Source organism: Streptacidiphilus sp. MAP12-16 (assembly GCF_041262165.1).
Taxonomy (GTDB): Bacteria; Actinomycetota; Actinomycetes; order Streptomycetales; family Streptomycetaceae; genus Streptacidiphilus.
The window spans coordinates 21,955-37,920 of sequence record NZ_JBGCBY010000031.1 but is presented as its reverse complement, the minus strand read 5'-3'; the positions used below and the strand labels follow the sequence as shown (position 1 = coordinate 37,920).

Annotated in this window: 13 protein-coding genes and 1 pseudogene; 5 read left to right on the top strand and 9 right to left on the bottom strand. The window is 70.8% G+C overall.

What is annotated here, in order from left to right; all coding sequences use genetic code 11:
- The first annotated feature begins 93 nt into the window (after positions 1-93).
- The 3 genes from ABIA33_RS31245 to ABIA33_RS31235 all read left to right on the top strand — a co-directional run bounded on the left by ABIA33_RS31245 (position 94) and on the right by ABIA33_RS31235 (position 3,117).
- On the top strand, positions 94-1,041 hold the full coding sequence (locus ABIA33_RS31245) for a helix-turn-helix domain-containing protein (protein WP_370086050.1): 948 nt from the start codon (positions 94-96) through the stop codon (positions 1,039-1,041).
- Positions 1,038-2,081 carry an NAD(P)-dependent alcohol dehydrogenase gene (locus ABIA33_RS31240; protein WP_370086049.1) on the top strand — a complete coding sequence of 348 codons (1,044 nt, stop codon included), beginning with the start codon at positions 1,038-1,040 and terminating at the stop codon, positions 2,079-2,081. Before ABIA33_RS31245 ends, ABIA33_RS31240 begins: the two co-directional genes overlap by 4 nt.
- A gap of 79 nt (positions 2,082-2,160) precedes the next feature.
- Positions 2,161-3,117: an NAD-dependent epimerase/dehydratase family protein gene (locus tag ABIA33_RS31235; RefSeq protein WP_370086048.1), complete on the top strand. Its 957-nt coding sequence runs from the start codon at positions 2,161-2,163 to the stop codon at positions 3,115-3,117.
- Between the two features lie 8 nt (positions 3,118-3,125).
- On the opposite strand, the gene ABIA33_RS31230 is transcribed toward ABIA33_RS31235, so the two are convergent.
- From ABIA33_RS31230 to ABIA33_RS31220, 3 genes are all read right to left on the bottom strand, one after another.
- Positions 3,126-4,289 carry a DUF5925 domain-containing protein gene (locus ABIA33_RS31230; RefSeq protein ID WP_370086047.1) on the bottom strand — a complete coding sequence of 388 codons (1,164 nt, stop codon included), beginning with the start codon at positions 4,287-4,289 and terminating at the stop codon, positions 3,126-3,128.
- A gap of 80 nt (positions 4,290-4,369) precedes the next feature.
- Complete coding sequence (locus ABIA33_RS31225; RefSeq protein WP_370086046.1) at positions 4,370-5,440, bottom strand: NAD(P)-binding domain-containing protein; 1,071 nt, start codon at positions 5,438-5,440, stop codon at positions 4,370-4,372.
- A gap of 79 nt (positions 5,441-5,519) precedes the next feature.
- Positions 5,520-7,259 carry a serine/threonine-protein kinase gene (locus tag ABIA33_RS31220; RefSeq protein ID WP_370086045.1) on the bottom strand — a complete coding sequence of 580 codons (1,740 nt, stop codon included), beginning with the start codon at positions 7,257-7,259 and terminating at the stop codon, positions 5,520-5,522.
- 231 nt (positions 7,260-7,490) lie between these two features.
- On the opposite strand from ABIA33_RS31220, the gene ABIA33_RS31215 reads away from it, so the two are divergent.
- Complete coding sequence (locus ABIA33_RS31215; RefSeq protein ID WP_370086044.1) at positions 7,491-7,664, top strand: hypothetical protein; 174 nt, start codon at positions 7,491-7,493, stop codon at positions 7,662-7,664.
- Positions 7,661-8,083 (top strand): annotated as a pseudogene (locus ABIA33_RS31210) (DedA family protein); the annotation flags it as partial. The gene ABIA33_RS31215 and the pseudogene ABIA33_RS31210, both read left to right, overlap by 4 nt.
- A 254-nt stretch (positions 8,084-8,337) precedes the next feature.
- On the opposite strand, the gene ABIA33_RS31205 reads toward ABIA33_RS31210, so the two are convergent.
- The 6 genes from ABIA33_RS31205 to ABIA33_RS31180 all read right to left on the bottom strand — a co-directional run bounded on the left by ABIA33_RS31205 (position 8,338) and on the right by ABIA33_RS31180 (position 15,496).
- On the bottom strand, positions 8,338-9,339 hold the full coding sequence (locus ABIA33_RS31205) for an ABC transporter ATP-binding protein (RefSeq protein WP_370086043.1): 1,002 nt from the start codon (positions 9,337-9,339) through the stop codon (positions 8,338-8,340).
- Positions 9,336-10,364 (bottom strand): ABC transporter permease, encoded by a 1,029-nt coding sequence (locus ABIA33_RS31200; protein ID WP_370086042.1) that lies wholly within the window; start codon positions 10,362-10,364, stop codon positions 9,336-9,338. The genes ABIA33_RS31205 and ABIA33_RS31200 overlap by 4 nt, the downstream gene beginning before the upstream one ends.
- 3 nt (positions 10,365-10,367) lie before the next feature.
- Positions 10,368-11,348: an ABC transporter permease gene (locus ABIA33_RS31195; protein WP_370086041.1), complete on the bottom strand. Its 981-nt coding sequence runs from the start codon at positions 11,346-11,348 to the stop codon at positions 10,368-10,370.
- Positions 11,345-12,520: an ABC transporter ATP-binding protein gene (locus ABIA33_RS31190; protein ID WP_370086040.1), complete on the bottom strand. Its 1,176-nt coding sequence runs from the start codon at positions 12,518-12,520 to the stop codon at positions 11,345-11,347. Before ABIA33_RS31190 ends, ABIA33_RS31195 begins: the two co-directional genes overlap by 4 nt.
- Before the next feature lie 112 nt (positions 12,521-12,632).
- Positions 12,633-14,330: an ABC transporter substrate-binding protein gene (locus tag ABIA33_RS31185; protein WP_370086039.1), complete on the bottom strand. Its 1,698-nt coding sequence runs from the start codon at positions 14,328-14,330 to the stop codon at positions 12,633-12,635.
- Positions 14,331-14,494: 164 nt separating this feature from the next.
- On the bottom strand, positions 14,495-15,496 hold the full coding sequence (locus tag ABIA33_RS31180) for a LacI family DNA-binding transcriptional regulator (protein ID WP_370086038.1): 1,002 nt from the start codon (positions 15,494-15,496) through the stop codon (positions 14,495-14,497).
- Between the last annotated feature and the right edge of the window lie 470 nt (positions 15,497-15,966).

The following is a 15,966-nucleotide window of genomic DNA, read 5'->3' as shown; positions in this document are numbered from 1 at the left end:
TCAGAGCAAAGAAATGCTTATGCTTCTGGAGGTGGGTCTGACAGAACCACCTTGGGCGCCGGGGACCGGTCAGGCCACCCGGATACTTGAGTCATGGGTTTGGACCACAACGTCGAACTGGGAGAGTTCCTCCGCTCCCGCAGGGCCCGCCTCGGACCGGAGGAGGCCGGGGTTCCGGTCAGCGGCTCCGCGCGCCGGGTGCCGGGGCTGCGCCGTGAGGAGCTGGCCCACCTGGCGGGCGTCAGCACCGACTACTACTCGCGCCTGGAACAGGGGCGGCACCGCAACGTCTCCGGCAGCGTGCTGGACGCGGTCGCCCGCGCCCTGCGCCTGGACGAGGTGGAGCACACGTACCTGGTCCAGCTGGCCCAGCCGCAGCCGCGCACCGTGCGGCGCGCCCCCTCGCGTCCGCAGCGGGTACGCCCGGGGCTGCACCGGATGCTGGAGACCCTCGACGGCTGGACGCCGGCGTTCATCGTCGGCCGCGGCCTGCAGGTGCTGGCGAGCAACCGGCTGGCCCGCGCGCTGATCACCGACTTCGAGGCGCTACCGCAGCGCGAGCGCAACCTGGCCCGGTTCATCTTCCTGGACGAGTCGGCCCGCCAGGTGTACGTCGACTGGGAGCGGGTCGCCGCGGAGACCGCCGCCGTCCTGCGCCTGGACGCGGGACGGGACTGCGAGGACCGGTTGTTCTGCGAGCTGATCGGTGAACTCGCGGTCAAGAGTGAGGAGTTCCGCACGGCGTGGGCCGCCCACGACGTCAGCCGCCGGTCGCACGGCAGCAAGCGCTACCGGCACCCGCTCGTCGGTGAGATCACCATCGCCTACGAGGCGTTCACTCCGCCCGGTGACGCCGACCAGACCCTCTTCGTTTACACCACCGAGTCGGGCTCGGCCTCCGAGACCGCGCTGCAACTGTTGGCCAACCTCACCCTACCGGGCCCTGCCCGGCCGAGGTCGCGTCCCGACACCACCGCCACTCCCTCCGGGGGCGGCGGAACCACCGACACTGATGACTACCTGGAGACACGGGCCCGATGACGACCACCGTCCCCGCCTACGCAGCCCCCGCCGCCAAGGCCCCGCTGGAGCGCACCACCATCACCCGCCGCGCCGTGCGCGAGCACGACGTCCTCATCGACATCCGCTACGCCGGCATCTGCCATTCCGACATCCACCAGGCCCGCGAGGAGTGGGGCGACGCGCTCTTCCCGATGGTTCCCGGCCACGAGATCGCGGGCGTCGTCGCCGAGGTCGGCCCCGGCGTCACCCGCTACGCCGTCGGCGACCGGGTCGGCGTGGGCTGCTTCGTCGACTCCTGCCGCGAGTGCGCCAACTGCCTCGCCGGAGACGAGCAGTACTGCCTCAATGGGATGACCGGCACCTACGCGGCCACCGGCCGCGACGGCGAGGTCACCTACGGCGGTTACAGCACCCGGATCGTGGTGGACGAGAACTACGTCCTGCGGATCCCGGACGGCATCGAACTCGACGTCGCCGCACCGCTGCTGTGCGCCGGCATCACCCTCTACTCCCCGCTCAGGCGCTGGAACGCGGGACCGGGCAAGAAGGTCGCGATCGTCGGCATGGGCGGCCTCGGCCACATGGGCGTCAAGATCGCCGGCGCGCTGGGTGCCGACGTCACCGTGCTCAGCCAGAGCCTGCGCAAGCAGGACGACGCCAAACGTTTTGGCGCACACCAGTACTACGCCACCAGCGACGCGAGCACCTTCACGGCCCTGGCGGGCCAGTTCGACCTGGTCGTCAACACCGTCTCAGCCAACCTCGACCTCGACGCGTACCTGTCCCTGCTGCGCGTCGACGGCACCCTCGTCAACGTGGGCGCGCCGGAGCACCCGGTCTCGCTGAGCGTCTTCTCGCTGATCGGGGGTCGCCGCAGCCTGGCCGGCTCGATGATCGGCGGCATCCGGGAGACCCAGGAGATGCTGGACTTCTGTGCCGAGCACGGCCTGGGCGCCGAGATCGAGCTGATCTCCGCCGACAGGATCAACGAGGCGTACGACCGCGTCGTCGCCAGCGACGTGCGCTACCGCTTCGTGATCGACACGGCCACCATCTGACGGACCACCGGCTGACGGCTCCGCCGCGCCCCGGAAATACGGTCGAGGCCGTCCGATCGGGTCGGTAGTGTCGGGCACCATGCGAATTCTGGTTCTTGGTGGTACGTCGTTCGTGGGCCGCGCGATCGTGGACGACGCCCTGCGAGAGGGCGCCGAGGTGACCCTCTTCGGCCGTGGCAGGACCGGCACGGACCTGTTCCCGGGCGTGCCGCGCCGCATCGGCGACCGGGACACCGGCGACTACGCGGCGCTGCGCGACGGCAGTTGGGACGCAGTCGTGGACGTCAGCGGATATGTGCCGCGCCACGTCGGGCAGGCGATGGAGGTGCTCGGGGACCGGATCGGCCGGTACCTGTTCATCTCCAGCCACGCGGTGTACGCGCGGACGGGTGTCGGGCCGGGCTCGGACGAGGACACGCCGCGCCGGGCGCCCGTGCGTGACACGGAGGAACTGCTCGAGGAAACCTACGGGCCGCTCAAGGCTGCCTGCGAGGACGACGTGGTCGCCCGGTACGGCTCGCGGGCGACCGTCGTGCGGCCTGGCAAGGTCGCCGGGCCGCACGACGTGCAGGACGGCCTCACCTACTGGGTGCGCCGAGCGGCGCGGGGCGGTCGGGTGGCCCTGCCGGGCCGCCCTGAGCAGCCGATCCAACTGATCGACTCACGCGACCTGGCGCGCCTCGTGGTGCGGTTGCTGATCGACGAGCGGCCCGGCGCCTTCCACGCCGTGGGCCCGGCCGAGCCGACCACGATGGCAGAACTGATCACCACCTGCGCCCGGGCGGCCGGCAGCGAGGTCGAGGTCGTGCCGGTGCCGGCGGACTCGGTGTCCCCGTTCTTCCCGCTGATCCGCCCGGAGTCGATGTGGCCGACGCAGCAGCGCAGCCCGGCGCGGGCCCGGGCCGCCGGCATGCCCGCCACGCCGCTCGCGGTGACCGCGGCCGATGTGCTGGCCTGGGACCGCGAACGCGGAGAGCCGCCCCTGGAGTGCGGGCTGTCGCCGGCGGAGGAGCAGAAGCTGCTCGCCGGGGCCTGACCGGACGGTCAGAGGTAGAGCCCGTCGCGGGGCGCGGCGGGGGCCGGCAGCAGGTTGCCCGGTCCCTGCCGCAGGGCGTAGAGCTCGGCCAGGGTCGCGCCACCCGGCGGAGTGGCCGACACGCCGTCGAGCCATGTGCCCGCCTCGGACTCGGTGAGCGGGCCGACCTCGACCCGGGCCAGGCAGCGGCCGGGACGGACCACGGCCGGGTGCAGTCGTTCGAGGTCCTCGTTGGTGGTCACCGCCACCAGGACCTTGCGTCCCTGGCCGAGCAGACCGTCGGTCAGGTTGAGCAGCCGCGAGAGCGCCTGCCCTGCGGCCCGCTTGGCTCCGCCCCTGATCAGTTCGTCGCAGTCCTCGAGTAGCAGCAGCCGCCACTGCTCCTCCCCGCTGTCGTCCGGGCTGCCGTGGTGCTGGCGCTGCGGACCGAGGGCGACCTCGATGAGATAGCCGGGGTCGGCGAACAGCCGCTCGGGGTCGAGGACGCATTCCACGGTGCACCAGTCGCGCCAGGCCCGGGCGAGGGTGCGCAACGCCGTGGTCTTGCCGGTGCCTGGCGGGCCGTGCATCAGCAGGAGCCGTCCCGCGACCTGGTCGGGCTTGAGCCGCATCAGTCCGTCGAAGGCGTCCGCGACGGTGCGGGTGTAGTTGCCGCGCACCGCGTCCCAGCCGGGCGCCTCGATCCGCCGGCGGGCCCGGACCGGGCCGCGCCCGGCGGCGAGGTGCCAGAAGCCCATGGCGACGACGTCGTCCTCGGTCGGCTTCTCCTCCTCCGCACCGTCAACTGCTTGCGCCAGTACGGTCTGCGCGAGGTCGTCGTCCGCGGCGGTGACAGTGACGTCGGCGTTCACCGTGCCACCGTTGTGCCACCAGGACGCCTTGAGGGTCCAGCCGGGCCCCTCGGCCAGCAGCACGGTACGGCTGTCGGCCTCGCTGCGGCGGATCACCCGGGCACCGGGCGGGAGCAGCGTGGCGTCCGGGCGCGCCGGACTCACCGAGGCGGAACGCGCCCAGGGCTGCGCGCCGGTGGTGAACGAGGCCAGCGCGAGGGCGTCCACGACGTCGCCGGGGCTGTCCCCGTCGTCCAGCGTGATACGCAATGGCAGCAGGTCGGCGGGCTCGACGGAGGCAGCCGTCCCGTCGCCCGGAGCGGCCTGATGCAGAAGTGTCATGGAGGAGATGATCCGGTACGGGAGGGGATCGGCACAGTGGTTTTCGCGCAGGATGCGCCGCGGTGGGCGATGGGCCCGGTTCAGGCGGCGACGCGTTCCGCAGCGAGGAGCCGGTCCACTGCCACCGCGGCCGCCCGTCCGGCGCGGTTCGCGCCGACGGTGCTGGCGGAGGGACCGTAGCCGACGAGGTGGACGCGTTCGTCCGCCACCGCGCGGGTTCCGTCCAGTCGGATTCCGCCGCCCGCCTCCCGCAGGCCCAGCGGTCCGAGGTGGGCGACCTCGGGTCGGAATCCGGTGGCCCAGACGATCGCGTCGACGTGTTCGGCACGTCCGTCCGCCCACACCACGCCGTCCGCCGTGATCCGTTCGAACAGCGGCAGCCGGTGCAGTGCGCCCAGCTCGCGGGCCCGTAGCAGGGCGGGGGTGGGCGGGAGTCCGGTGACCGAGACCACGCTTGCGGGCGGCAGCCCGTCCCGTACCCGCTGGGCGACCATGGCCACGGCGGCGCGGCCGATCTCGGGCGTGAACGCCGCCTCGCGGAACACGGGCGGACGCCGCGTCACCCACAGGGTCTCGGCGACGGCCGCGGTCTCGGCCAGGATCTGGATCGCCGACGCGCCGCCGCCGACGACCAGGACGCGCTGTCCCCGGAAGTCCTGCGGGCCCCGGTACTCGGAGCTGTGCAGCTGCCGTCCCTGGAATTCGGAAGCCCCCGGGTAGAACGGCACGAAGGGTCGGGTCCAGGTCCCGGTGGCGTTGATGACCGCTCGCGTCGTCCAGCGTCCGGTGTCCGACTCGACGAGCAGCCGTCCGTCGGCGGCGGGGCGCACGGCCCGTACCCGGACCGGGCGCAGTACCGGGAGGTCGTAGCGGCGCTCGTAGGCGGCGAAGTACTCGGTCAGGGCGTCGCGGGCCGGGCGCTGCGCGGCGAACGGCGGCAGCGGCATCCCGGGCAGTTCGTGGAAGCCGTGCACGGCGGCCATGGTCAAGGTGGGCGGCCGGTGCTGCCAGGCGCCGCCGGGGGAGGTGTCGGCGTCCAGCACGACAAATCCGGTTCCCGGCTGCAGGCCGCGTCGTCGCAGGTGGAAGGCCGCAGCCAGGCCGGCCTGGCCGGCACCGATCACCGCAACGTCCGTTTCCTGTTCAACCATCACGACGGGTGAAACATCAGCGGACTCGCCGAGCTTCCCGCCGCCCTGGTGGACGGTGCCCTCTCTGGTGGATGGCGGCCTAGTGGATGGCGGCCTGCGTGATGACGCCGTTCTGCACCGTGTAGGAGCCTGAGTAGTCGGCAGCCGAGCCGTCCGTGTGCACCGCGTGGAGGTGGATGTAGACGACGGGGCCGCTCACGCTGTCGATGGTGAGCGAGTCGGAGCTGGTGTCGGCGAAGCCGTTGACGAAGGAGTTGTAGGACCCGCCGAGGTTCTTGCCGCCCAGGTTCCAGGCGGTGCGGTAGTCATGCGCGTTGATCGCGGAGTAGTAGGCGCTGACCGTCGAGGCCGGATCCAGCACGGGTGCGGCGGGCGACGATGCCGCCGCGGTGGTGGGCGGCGCTGAGGGCGAGGGCGTGGTGCTGGTCGGGCTCGCGGCAGCAGGGGTGTTGGACTGCGCGACGGATGTGCCGACCGGGGGTGCGGAGGAGGACGTGGCCTGGGTGCGCTGGTGCGAATGTGAAGCGAGGACGGCGATCGCGGTTCCGCCGCCGATCAGAGCGGCGGCCAGCGCCGCAGCGGAGACCAGAATCCAGGCCCGCCGCCTGCGGCGCTCCGGCTCCGGCCCGCCGGGGCCGCCGGGCGCGGCAGGAAAGCCGCCCGACCCGGACGGCGGCGTCGGCGGCGTGCCCATGCCGTACCCGTATGCAGGGCCGTACGCCGGTGGGGACGGCGGGCCAGGGGTGTACGGCGCCGCCGGCGTCCGCGGAGGGCCCGGTATCGGCGGAGGGGTCGACATCGACGGAGGTCCGGGCACCTGGACCGGAGGAGGGCCGGGCGCCACGCCGGGCGGCGACGGGGCGGGCATGGAAGCCGGCGGGGTCGACTGGGTGCGCTGCCACGACCGTTGGTCCTGGGGCGCGGGCCCGCCGGGAGCCGCGTCGGGGCCGGAGCGGGGCGAGAGCAGGGTCGGGGTGGGCGGGGTGCGGCCCTGCGCGACCTCCTCCAGCATCCGCAGCGCCTCGTCCGCGGTGGCACGCTCGACCGGATCCTTGCGGAGCAGGGCCTCGATCACCGGGAACAGCGGCCCGGCGTTGCGCGGCTCGGGCAGCGGGTCGGCGATCACCGCCTGAAGCGTGCTGATGGTGGTGTTGCGCAGGAACGGGGACTGGCCCTCGACCGCCGCGTAGAGGGTGGCGCCCAGAGCCCACAGATCCGACTCCGGGCCCGGCCGGTGGCCGGTGACCCGCTCCGGCGCCAGGTAGTCCGGCGAGCCGACGATCTCTCCGGTCCGGGTGAGCCCGCTGGCCCCCTCGAACATGGCGATGCCGAAGTCCGTGAGCACGACGCGCCCGCGGCGGTCGATCAGCACGTTGGCCGGCTTGACGTCGCGGTGCAGCACGCCCAACCGGTGCGCCTGGCTCAGCCCGGAGAGGACCTGCACGCCGACCCGGGCAGCGTCGCGCGGCAACAGCGTGCCCTCGGCGGTGATGATCTCGGCCAGCGAGCGTCCCTCGACCAGCTCCATCACGATCCAGGGCCGACCGTCCTGCTCCACCACGTCATGGATGGTGATCACGCTGGGGTGGCCGATCCTGGCCGCCGCCCTCGCCTCCTGCTGCATCCGCGCGTGGAGGGTGCTCAGCTCCGCCTCCGGCAGCGAGCCGACGTTGAGTTCCTTGACCGCGACCTCGCGGTCGAGCAGCTGGTCGTGTGCCCGCCACACGATGCCCATGCCACCGCGGCCGAGCCGCTCGCCGAGCAGGTAGCGACCGGCCAGTAGTCGGCCAGGGTCTTCCCCGGGTGGCTGAGTGGTCATGGGCGAGACCTCTGGTTCCGATCGTCCGATGGTGCCGATCGTCCGAGGACGGGATTCACTTCGAGTGTCCTGCCGTCCGAGTACGGCGGCCACCCTCGTGCATCCGAATGGAGCGAACCGGTCTCCGTCCGCAGATGTACCCGACGGGGGTACGACCCTGAGATTCCTGGGGGTCGGCCGCGCCCTCAGGGGTGACTCCGGCGTCCGGGCAAGGTCGTTAGCGTCGACGGCATGGACCAAGCGAGCATCGACCGACGGGTACTTGCCCAACGCGACGCCGACGGATGGCTGTTCCTGGGGGAGGCGGCGCTCGCTGCCCTCGCCGCGCTGCGTGACAGCTGGCGCACAGCGCTGAGACCGCGCAGTCCCGCCGATCCCGCGGTCCCGAGGGGCACACCGCGATGAGCTGGATCGCGAACCTGCTGCTGCACCTGCCGCCCCCGGCGATCTACCTGGCCATCATCGCGATCGTGCTCGCCGAGTCGGTGCTGCTGCTCAGTGCCTTCGCGCCGACCTTCAGCACGCTCCTCGCCTCGGGCTTCCTCGCCCGGGTCGGCACCGTGCAGCTGGCGCTCGTAATCGTCAGCGCGGTGGGCGCGGTCGTCGCCGGCGACCTGCTGGCGCAGCGCACCGGCCGGCGGCTGGGGCCCCGGCTGGGCACGGGACGGCTCGGACGGCGGATACCCTCCGGGGTGCTCGGCCGTACGTACGGGCTACTCGCGCGGCGTGGCGGCGCGGCCGTGTTCTTCTGCCGATTCCTGCCGGTGGTGCGGACTCTCGCGCCGCATCTCGCGGGGTCGGCCGGGCTGCGCTACCGGCAGCTGGCGCCGTACAGCCTGGTCGCGGGGGCGGTCTGGGCCTCGGCGGAGGCGGGGACGGGGTACCTGGTCGGGGCCGCGTACCCGCAGGTGACCGCTGCGTCCGCGCCGGTGCTGGGGGCCGCGGCGGCGCTGCTGCTGGTGGCGGCCGCCGTCCTGCTGCTGCGGCGCACGGCGCGAGCGGCCCGACCGGCGGCACCCCCTCAGGAGCCGCCGGCCGAGCCGGGTCAGTGGGACCGCGCCCCTTCGCGAGCGCGCGGTCAGGCGCCTGGATGCAGCCAGCAGGCAACCGTACGACTCTCGTCCGGACGGTCCACGGGGACGCCCAGCAACGGGAGTTCGCTGCCGCAGGGATCGAACGCCTTGGGGCAGCGCGGGTGGAACGCGCAGCCGCTCGGCATCGATCGCAGGTCCGGCGGCGATCCGGGAATGCCGGTCAGCTCCCGGCGCTCACCCCGCAGCGGCGGGAAGGCGTGCAGCAGGCCGTCGCTGTAGGGGTGCAGCGAGTCCCGGTAGAGCTGCGCCGCCGGGGCCTCCTCCACGATCCGTCCGCCGTACATGATGGCGATCCGGTCGGAGAACTCGACCAGCAGCGAGAGGTCATGGGTGATGAACAGCACCGAGAAGCCCAGTCGCTCCCGCAGGTCCACCAGCTGGCGCAGGATCTGACGCTGCATCACCACGTCGAGCGCGGTGGTCGGCTCGTCCATGATGACGACCTGGGGCTCCAGCGCCAGCGCCATCCCGATCATCACCCGCTGCCGCATCCCGCCGGACAGCTGGTGCGGGTAGCTGTCCAGGCGGTCGGCGGAGATCCCGACCAGTTTGAGCAACTCCCGCGCCCGAGCCAGCCGCGCGGCCCTGCTCATGCCCGGCTGGTGCGCCGCCAGTACGTCCGTCAGCTGCGTCGAGATCCGGTGCACCGGGTTGAGCGAGTTCATCGCCCCCTGGAACACGATCGATGTCTCGGCCCAGCGGAATGCCCGCAGCCCCGCGTCGTTCAGCCTCAGCACGTCCACCGGATCGCCACCAGGCTGGTGGTAGATCACCTTGCCGCCGCTGATCACCCCCGGCGGCGGCAGTAGCCGGGTCAGCCCGTACGCCAGAGTGGACTTGCCGCTGCCGCTCTCCCCGGCCAGGCCCAGCACCTCGCCCCGGTGCAGGGTCAGGCTCACGTCCCGTACCGCCTGCACGGCGTTCGCGCCGAGGCCGTAGTCGACGCAGAGGCCCTGGATCTCGAGTACCGGCTCCTTGCTGCTCACAGCACGTCTTCCTTACTCTCCAGCGGAGTCTCCACCGGACGGATGACGACCGGCGTGAAGCCGACCCGCATCCGGACCGGGCGGCCGTCGGCGGCCTTCGCGCCGCGCTCGCCGTTGTTGCGCAACCTCGGGTTCACGAACTCGTCGATGCCGAAGTTCACCAGCGACAGCGCCGTCCCCAGGATCGCGATGGCGAGCCCGGCGGGCACGAACCACCACCAGGCGCCCTGGGCGAGGGCCTGCTGGCTCTGAGCCCAGTAGAGAATGGTGCCCCAGTTCCAGTTGGCCAGGCCGGGGACGCCGATGAAGGCCAGGATGATCTCGCTCATCACCGCGTAGATCACCGTGCCGATGAAGCCGGAGATGATCACGGCACTGAGGTTGGGCAGCAGCTCGAAGATGATGATGCGCCAGGTCGACTCGCCGGTCGCCCGGGCGGCCTCGATGAAGTCGCGCCGCCGCAGCGAGAGTGTCTGCGCGCGCAGTACTCGCGCGCCCCAGGCCCACGAGGTGAAGCCGATGACCAGGGCCACCAGGGTCTCGCCGCCGCTCGGCAGGCTGGAGGTGATGATGATGATCAGCAGCAGCGCGGGGATGACCAGGAAGACGTTGGTCAGCGCCGAGAGGACGTCGGAGGCGATCCCGCTGAGGTAGCCGGAGCTCACCCCGATCAGCACCGCCAGCGCGGTGGCGACCGCACCGGCGAGCAGGCCCACGTACATCACGCTGCGGGTGCCGTCCACGACCTGGCTGAAGATGTCCTGGCCGAGGTGCGTCGTGCCGAACCAGTGCTTGCCCGACGGGCCCTGCAGCAGGTCGTTGCTGCGTGCCGACGGGTCGTAGGGCGAGATCGACGGGCCGATGATCGCGATCAGGGTGAAGAAGAGGAGCAGCCCGGCACCGGTGGCCGCCTTGGGACTGGAGAGGAAGCGCAGGTGGCGGCGCTTGGGCCGAGTCGAGTCGGGGGCGGTCGCCTCGGGGTCCTGCGGAGCGAGCACGGTGATGTTGGATGCCGCGGTGGCCATGGCTCAACCCTCCCTACGGGTGCGCGGGTCGAGGATCAGGTAGGCGACGTCGGCCAGCAGGTTCGCCAGCAGCACGGCCAAGGTGATGAACAGGAAGATGCCCTGCATCAGCGGGTAGTCGGTCGACCCCACCGCCTGCAGCATCTCGAAGCCGATGCCGGGGTAGTTGAAGACGATCTCCACCAGCAGCGTGGAGCCCAGGATCTGGCCCAGGGCCAGCGACAGCCCCGACACGTTCGGCAGCAGCGCGTTGCGGGCCGCGTAGCCGAGCATGACCCGGCGGTCGGACAGTCCCTTGGCGTGCGCCACGGTGATGTAGTCCTCGGCGCCGACGGTCACCATCATGTTGCGCATGCTGAGGATCCAGCCGCTCATCGTGGTGACCACCAGCATCGCCAGCGGCAGCCAACTGTGCTGCAGCGCGCTGCCCATGAAGGTGGTGTCGAAGTGGGGCACCAGGCCTGGGTCGTAGCCACCGGAGACCGGGAAGGAGCTGCCGACGGCGATCACCAGGGCGACCGTCAGCAGGCCGAGCCAGAAGGCGGGGATGGAGGAGATGAAGGTGGTGACCGGCAGCAGGAAGTCCAGCCGGGAGCCGCGCAGCCAGCCTGAGAGGACCCCGAGGAAGGTGCCGGTGGCGAAGCTGACGACGGTGGCGACGCCGGCCAGGGCGACCGTCCACGGGACGCTCTGCATCAGGATGCTGGACACCGGCGTCGGGAAGTTGGAGAAGGAGATGCCCAGGTCGCCGTGGAAGAGCTGGCTCCAGTAGGACATGTACTGCGACCACAGGCCCTGGTGCTTGTTCAGCCCGAACAGGACGTAGAGCGAGGCGATCGCCTTGGTGTCGATCTGGCCCCGGTTCTTGTTGATCAGGGCCATCACCGGGTCGCCGGGTATCAGCCGGGGGATGAAGAAGTTGACCGTGATCGCGGCCCATGCGGTGAACAGGTAGAAGGCGAGCCGCTGCAGGAAGTACTTCACCGGGACGCCTCCGTCCCGGCCGCCGCCGTTGCGCGGGTCTGGTCGAAAAGCCAGCAGGCCGCCCAGTGCGGGGAGTGGGACCCGTGCAGGGAGTCGGAACCCTCGGCCGCGTCGGTCCCGGTGGAGGGTGCCGGTACGTCGAAGCGCGGGGGCAGTTCGGTACGGCAGACGTCCATCACGTGCGGGCAGCGCGGGTGGAAGCGGCAGCCGGACGGCGGGTCGATCAGGCTCGGCGGCTCGCCGCCGCAGGCGTCCTCGGTGCCGTCAACGGCGTCCCCGCGGGTGCCGCCGGCGTTCAGGACGAGGTCCGGGTCGGGCGCCGAGCTGATCAGCAACTGGGTGTAGGGGTGGGCGGGATGCTGGGTGACGGTCTCGCTGTCGCCGCCCTCCACCATCCGCCCGGCGTACATCACCATGGTGTCGTCCGCGAAGTAGCGTGCCGAGGCGATGTCGTGGGTGATGTAGAGGATGGCCAGGTGCAGCCGCTCCTTGAGGTCGCGCAGCAGGTTGAGCACGCCGAGCCGGATCGACACGTCCAGCATCGACACCGGCTCGTCGGCGAGCAGCGCCTCCGGGTCGGCGGCCAGGGCGCGGGCGATGGCGACGCGCTGGCGCTGGCCGCCGGAGAGCTCGTGCGGGAACTTGTCCAGGTAGCGGGTGGCGGGCGTGAGTTGTACCCGCTCCAGCAGCTTCTCCAGCGCCTGCTGCAGCTCGGCCGCGCCGGCACTGCCGCGACCGCTGCCGGCGTTGCCGTGGATCCGCAGCGCCCGGGTCAGGTGGTAGCGGATGGTGTGGACCGGGTTGAGCGAGGCGAACGGGTCCTGGAAGATCATCTGGACCTTGCGGTTGTACGCCCGGAAGCGCCTGCCCCCGCGCACGGTCACCGACTCGCCGTGCAGCCGGATGTCGCCGCTCGTGCGCGGGTAGAGCTGCGCGAGCAGCCGCGCCACGGTGGACTTCCCCGAGCCCGACTCACCGACCAGGGCGGTCACCCGCCCTCGCCGCAGGGTCAGGGTGACGTCGTCGACGGCGTGGACGACACGTGGAGCGCGCGTCATGGCCTGCCGTCCGCCGCGGCGCACCGCGAAGTGCTTGGTGAGGCCGTCGGCCTCCAGGACCGTCTCGGTGTCTGGCGGCGCCGGTGGCGGCTCTGACGTGTGACTCAACGTCATCCCGGATTCCCATCGTGTGTCGGTGCCCTCCGGTCCTCCACCCCGAACGAGGGGGTGGAGGACCGGAGGGCGGAGGGTGTGTGCTCTGGTACCTGTGCTGCGGGCCGGGGAGTTACTTGGTGGAGGGGGTCAGGTGCAGGACCACGTCCAGGGCGCCGACCTGGGTCAGCTGCCCGCCCGCGTAGGCGTTGGAGTCGTCCGGCCAGCCGGTCCAGTTCTTGGTGGAGTACTCAGCGCCGACGTTGCCCGCCGAGGTCGGGATCATGGGTACCTGGTTCACCATGATGTCCTCGAGGGTGCTGAGTGCCTTGGCGCGGCTGGCGTCGTCGGGCGCGTTGGCGTAGTCCTTGAGCGCCTGGGTCGCCGCGGGGCTGTTGAAGCGCCCGTAGTTCCCGTTGGGGCTGTCGGTGCCGATCGGCTTGACGTTGGCGCCGTCGACGATGTTCTCGTACATGTCGTACGGGGTGGCCCCGCCGTTGCTCCAGTGCATCGCGGCCTGGAAGTTGCCCGCGCCGATGTTCTTGGTCCAGGCGTTCTCGTCCGCCTTGTCGATGGTGGCCTTGATCCCGATCTGGGAGAAGTTGTCGGCGATGATGCTCAGGTCGGTCTGGTAGTCGGACCAACCGGCCGGGTCGGTCAGGGTGATGGTGACCGGCTTGCCGGTCGGGTCCACCAGGGAGCTGCCGTTGAACTTGAACCCGGCTCCGGTCAGTACCGCCTTGGCGCCGGCCACGTCGACCGTGGCGTTCTTGCCCACGTACTGCGGCGCGATGAAGGGGTTGCCGGCCGGGGTGGGCAGACCGGTGACGCTGGAGACCAGCGGCTTGAAGTAACCCGACTCGCCCTGGTTGAAGATGTCGTCGCGGTTGATGACCATCGACATCGCCTTGCGCAGCGCCGCGTTGTCGAACGGCTTGACCGTGGTGTTGATCCACAGGCCGTCGGCGCTCAGGGTCGGCGGGAACCACAGCTTGAAGTGCGCGGGGTCCTTGGCCACGAAGACCGTCTTGGCGTTGGGGATGAAGACGTAGGACCACTCCGCCGCACCGCTGGTGAGCGCGGTGGTCATGGTGTCGTTGCCGGTGTACGAGGTGTACAGCAGCTCCTTCACCTTCGGCAGCGCCTGCCAGTAGCCGCTGCTCCGCAGGTCCAGGGTGGCGTTCTGGGTGGTGATCGACTTCAGCGTGTAGGGGCCGGTGCCGACCGGGTTGGCGACCGCGTCCGTGGTGGGGTCGGACATCTTCGACCAGATCGCCTTGGGGATCACGAAGGTCTTGAGGACCTTGGCCTGGGTGACGAACTGCGAAGTGTTGAAGTTGACCGTGACGGTACTTCCGCTGGCACTGACGTCGGCGATGTCCAGCGCGTTGAAGTTCAGCGCCGTCTTGTCCTTCAGGATCTGAAAGGAGTAGGCCACGTCGTCGGAGGTCATCGGGGAGCCGTCGGAGAACTTCACGCCGTCACGGATCGTGAAGGTGACGGTCTTGAAGTTGTTGGTCCAGTCCCACTTGGTCGCGAGCCACGGCTTGGCCGGGTCGGCGGGCTTGGTGTCGTTCGGCATCGCCAGCGGCTCGTAGATCATGTAGCGGTAGCCCAGCGCCGCGCTCGCAGACGAGTTGAGATAGGGGTTGCTGTTGGCGGTGATCGCCCCGTCGGGCATACCGATCTTCAGGACGGTAGCGCCGGTTGCGGAGTTGTTGCCCTTGGTCCCGGGATTGCTGCTGCTGCAGGCGGCGAGGCAGGTTATCGCCAGGCTGCCCGCGAAGAGCGCGGTGATGGAGCGGTTGAGGCGCATGGATCCCCACTTCATGAAGATGTCAGACGAGGGTAGACGGGGGTTGAGGTCGAGCCGGGTGTGGTGCGGGGTGCTGCGGGACGGTGCGGGGTGGTGCCGAGGGGGCGTGTTTTGGGTGTGACGTATCGCGGCCGGGGTGCACGGAGTGGTCCGGCCGGACGCGCGGTGCCTTGCTCGGGTCAGGTCCGGGACCGGGTGGAGTCCCGGACGATCAGGCTGGTGGGGAGGACGTTCGGAACAGTGGGCAGCGGCGCGCCCCGGAAGTGCGCGAGCAGCATCCGGGCGGCCGCTTCGCCCATCTCGCGCAGCGGTTGGTGCACGGTGGTCAGCGCCGGGTCGCTGTACGAGGCGAGTGGCACGTCGTCGAAGCCGACCACGGCCACGTCCTGCGGGACCCGGAGACCTGCTTCGCGCAGGGCCTGCAGCACGCCCGTCGCGGAGAGGTCGTTCTGGGCGAACACGGAGTCGAAGCCACTGCCGTCCAGCAGTGGCGCGACCGCGGTGCGCCCGCCCTCGTAGGTGAAGTCGCCGACCAGGATCCGCTCCGGCGGCAGCGGCAGTCCCGCCGCCGCGTAGACCTCGGCGAAACCGGCCAAGCGTTCCTGGGTGCAGCCGAAGTGCTCGGGCCCGGTGACGACGGCGGGGCGCTGTCGGCCGAGTTCCAGCAGGTGACGGGCTGCCGACGCGCCGCCGGTTCGGTCGGTGGTGGCGACCGAGGGGAACAGCGGCTGGTGGCCCCGGTCGTCGATCAGGACGACCGGCAGGCCGGCGTGGTGCAGCTCGGTGATGTAGTCGAGGGTGCCCTCGGGTTCGATCACCAGCAGCCCGTCGAAGGACTTCGCGGACACCTGCTGGGCGAAGCGGCGGAGCGACTCCTCCCCGCGGTTGCAGGTGAACAGCAGCAGGCCGAAGCCGTCGGCCTCCACGACGTCGATCACGCCCTGGAGTACTTCGCCGATCCAGGGCCAGGTCAGCGAGGGAACGAGCATGCCGACGATCTGGGTGCGTCCTCGCGCCAGTCCCACTGCACCGGCGCTGGGAACGTACCCGAGCTCCGCGATCACCTGGCGGACCCGTGCGGCGGTGGCGGCGTTGAGTTCGCCCTTGCCGTTGAGGACCCGCGAGACCGTTGTCTTGCTGACCCCGGCATGGGCGGCCACATCGGCGATGGTGATCGGCACGTCCGCCTCCGTTCGTCGTTGATCGGTGGTCGTTGATCATTGAGCGGCTGTGCGGGAACCGGTTCCGTAACCGGTTCCGTCGCGGAGTCAACCAGGGTAATCTGCGTCACGTCAATCACGTTCCGGCAACAAAGAGTTAACTCGGCGGAGATGCCAAGAGAGCGCTCTCCGCTTGTTCGGAGCCTGGCGCGGGGCGCGGTTGCTGTCAAGACTCGAAGTCAGGGATGTTGCAGGGATGTGACCTGTCTTCATCTCTCGCACGCAGGGGAGCTTTGGAGCGGGGCCCTTGACGGTCGTGGAGAAGTGGCGCAACACTCCCATTAGGCGAGAGAGCGCTCTCTCTTGATCGTTCACCCAGCGCTCACTTCCCCGTGCCGAATGCCAGAAGCCCGAATCCAGAAGCTCAGATCCAGAACCCAGATCCAGAAACCCAGTTGCAGCGCCCGAGCGCCAACCCCGAGTGGAGAACC